Genomic DNA, 3,491 nt, shown 5'->3' on the forward strand with positions numbered 1-3,491 from the left:
CCAAGGAACTGATCGAAATCATTTCGGGCGCCGAGGCGCTCTAGGCGCGATCCGCGGGTCATCGACCCGCGACCGGACCGCGTGAGAAACAAAGGACGAAAAAGGGTAAAGACGATGGCGAAAGCAGCGACCCCCCAGAAGGCAGCCCCCAAGGCCGCAGCCGCGAAAACCGCAGCCCCCGCGAAGGCGGCAAAGGCTCCAGCAGCAGCCGCGAAGGCGGCCCCGGCCAAGGCGGCAGCACCTGCGAAGGCCGCAGCTGCCAAGACATCGGCAGTGGCCAGCAAGGCAACAGGCGTTGCCGGCAAGGTCCGCCAGGTTATCGGCGCCGTTGTCGACGTGCAGTTCGGCGATCACCTGCCGGCGATCCTCAACGCGCTCGAGACGACCAATGTCGGTAACCGCCTGGTGCTCGAAGTTGCCCAGCATCTGGGTGAAAACACCGTGCGCTGCATCGCCATGGACTCGACCGAAGGTCTGGTTCGCGGCCAGGAAGTGCGTGACACCGGCGCGCCGATCACCGTGCCGGTCGGCCCGGGCATGCTCGGCCGCATCATCAACGTCATCGGCGAGCCGGTCGACGAAGAAGGCCCGGTCGACGCGACCGAAATGCGCTCCATCCACCAGCCGGCTCCGACCTATGTCGAGCAGTCGACGGAAGCACAGATCCTGATCACGGGCATCAAGGTGCTCGACCTCTTGGCTCCCTACGCCAAGGGCGGCAAGATCGGCCTGTTCGGCGGCGCCGGCGTCGGCAAGACCGTGCTGATCCAGGAACTGATCAACAACATCGCCAAGGCGCATGGCGGTTATTCGGTGTTCGCCGGCGTCGGCGAGCGCACCCGCGAAGGCAACGATCTGTATCACGAGTTCATCGAATCCGGCGTCAACAAGAAGGGCGGCGGCGAAGGCTCCAAGGCCGCACTCGTCTATGGCCAGATGAACGAGCCGCCGGGCGCGCGCGCCCGCGTCGGCCTGACCGGCCTGACGGTTGCGGAATATTTCCGCGACCAGGGCCAGGACGTGCTGTTCTTCGTCGACAACATCTTCCGCTTCACGCAGGCTGGTTCGGAAGTGTCGGCTCTGCTCGGCCGTATTCCTTCGGCCGTGGGCTATCAGCCGACGCTCGCCACCGACATGGGCGCGCTGCAGGAACGTATCACCACCACCACCAAGGGCTCGATCACGTCCGTGCAGGCCATCTACGTGCCAGCCGACGATCTGACCGATCCGGCGCCGGCGACCTCGTTCGCCCACCTTGACGCGACCACGACGTTGAACCGCGCCATCGCCGAAAAGGGCATTTATCCGGCGGTCGATCCGCTGGATTCGACCTCGCGCATGCTCGACCCGCTGGTCGTCGGCGACGAGCATTATGGCGTCGCGCGCCAGGTGCAGTCGATCCTCCAGCGCTACAAGTCGCTGCAGGACATCATCGCCATCTTGGGCATGGACGAGCTGTCGGAAGAGGACAAGCAGACCGTTGCCCGCGCCCGCAAGATCGAGCGCTTCCTGTCGCAGCCATTCTTCGTCGCCGAAGTGTTCACCGGCGCGCCGGGCAAGCTGGTCGACCTCGCCGACACCATCAAGGGCTTCAAGGGCCTCTGCAACGGCGACTACGATCACCTTCCGGAAGCCGCCTTCTACATGGTCGGCGGTATCGAGGAAGCGGTCGAGAAGGCACAGCGCCTGGCGGCTGAAGCGGCGTAATATATGGACAGGAAGTTCTGTTGCTCGACCTTGCAAGAGGTGACGACGGAGCTTCCCTCGCCGTCGTTCTTCGAGACCGACGATGGGGTGCTGATGGTGACGGTCGGGACTGTCGAAACAGAGGACGGTCTTGGGTATTTTGATCAAGCGGTCATGTTCTGTCCATTCTGCGGGACCGAGTTGCAGACTGACGAAATTATCGCCGGCAAGGTGAAGCAAAATGGCTGAAGCTTTCAAGTTCGAACTGGTTTCCCCGGAACGCCTGCTTGTTTCCGAACAGGTCGAATCCGTCGTCATTCCGGGCGCCGAAGGCGAGATGACCGTGATGGCGCATCACGCTCCGGTCATGACCACGATCAAGCCGGGCGTCGTCACCGTGAAGACCGCGGCGGGCGGCGAAGAACGCTATGTGGTGTTCGGCGGCTTCGCCGACATCGTTCCGGCCGGCTGCACGCTGCTGGCGGAATCGGCTGTCGCGGTGAAGGATGTCGACCGCGCCGATCTCGCGCGCCGCATCCAGGAAGCCAAAGAAGACGCTGCCGACGCCAAGGACGACGAGGCTCGCAGCAAGGCGGAGCAGTTCCTTAGCCAGCTCACCACGCTGGAAGGCGCCATCCTGCCGGCTTGAAATTCGGTTTCGATGAAAGAGTAAAAAGCGGGGCCTTGCCTCGCTTTTTTGTTTGTTGGACAGTCGCGCTGCCTTGGGATGGGGGTGGGCCGGTGACGGAAGAAACAGCGCAACGAGAAACAGCCTCACGCTCCTGGTGGTCGACGGCCCTGGTGTCGGCCTTTGGCGGTCCATTCGGCGGATTTCTGTGGATCGGCAGCGGCAAGCCGGCGGTTGCCAGCCTGGTGGTGATCAGCGCCATCGTTTTCGCACTCGCCTACACCGGATTTCCGGTGCTGCCGGGAACCGATCTTGCCTGGCTGGCCAATTTTTCAGGTATCGGTTCGATGATCCTGGGGGCAGCGCTCGTTGTGCCCTTCGCCCATCGGTTCAAGCCGGTGAGATGGTATGCGCACGGGTTTTGGGTGCTGGTGCTTGTCTTTCTGACTACCTATCCGGCTGCATTTGCGATCCGTTCGTTCCTGTTCCAGCCGTTTTCGATACCATCCAGCAGTATGGTGCCGACATTGCAAGGCGGCGACTATCTCTTCGTCTCCAAATTCGCATATGGCTACAGCCGCTACAGCGTGCCGTTCAATCTGTTGCCGATAGAAGGCCGCATGTTCGGCGCGGAGCCCAAGCGAGGGGATGTGGTGGTGTTCAAATTCCCGCCCGACCCCAGCGTGGATTACATCCAGCGGATCGTCGGTCTTCCCGGGGACAAAATCCAGATGGTCAATGGCGTGCTGCACATCAACGATGTGGCCGTCGGCCTCAAGGATGCAGGCACTTTCTCCTACGAGGAACGCGAGCAACCTGCCAGGCTTGAACGGGAGACCCTGCCGGGTGGTGTCACCCATTTCGTTCTCGACCTGACGGACAGTTCCATCGGCGACAACACGCGGGAATTTGAGGTGCCCGAAGGCCACTATTTCATGCTGGGCGACAATCGCGACAATGCCTCCGACAGCCGATTCATGGTCGGCTTCGTTCCCTACGAAAACCTCGTCGGCAAGGCCGTGCGATTGTTCTGGAATTCAAAAGGCACGGAGTATTCTTCCCGGCAAACGCTGGACGGTTCGGTCGGCAAATAAGCCTGAATCGAGTTGGTTCGGACCCGCACCAAGTCTGGTTGATGACTACTTCATATCTATGCCGAGCGCGGCGAAGGCCAAGG

Annotated in this window: 4 protein-coding genes; all 4 read left to right on the forward strand. The window is 61.9% G+C overall.

The annotated features are described in order from the left end of the window. The first annotated feature begins 114 nt into the window (after positions 1 to 114). On the forward strand, positions 115 to 1,707 hold the full coding sequence (gene atpD, locus EN750_RS24230) for a F0F1 ATP synthase subunit beta (protein ID WP_189526419.1): 1,593 nt from the start codon (positions 115 to 117) through the stop codon (positions 1,705 to 1,707). A gap of 3 nt (positions 1,708 to 1,710) precedes the next feature. After that, positions 1,711 to 1,935: a hypothetical protein gene (locus EN750_RS24235; protein WP_127397900.1), complete on the forward strand. Its 225-nt coding sequence runs from the start codon at positions 1,711 to 1,713 to the stop codon at positions 1,933 to 1,935. After that, positions 1,928 to 2,335: a F0F1 ATP synthase subunit epsilon gene (locus EN750_RS24240; RefSeq protein WP_127267285.1), complete on the forward strand. Its 408-nt coding sequence runs from the start codon at positions 1,928 to 1,930 to the stop codon at positions 2,333 to 2,335. The genes EN750_RS24235 and EN750_RS24240 overlap by 8 nt, the downstream gene beginning before the upstream one ends. A gap of 326 nt (positions 2,336 to 2,661) precedes the next feature. Then, the gene (lepB, locus tag EN750_RS24245; RefSeq protein ID WP_127397902.1) at positions 2,662 to 3,408 is read left to right on the forward strand and encodes a signal peptidase I; all 747 of its coding nucleotides are present in this window, start codon (positions 2,662 to 2,664) and stop codon (positions 3,406 to 3,408) included. Positions 3,409 to 3,491: the final 83 nt, after the last annotated feature.

Source organism: Mesorhizobium sp. M7A.F.Ca.ET.027.03.2.1 (genome assembly GCF_003999175.1).
In the GTDB taxonomy this organism is placed as follows: Bacteria; Pseudomonadota; Alphaproteobacteria; order Rhizobiales; family Rhizobiaceae; genus Mesorhizobium.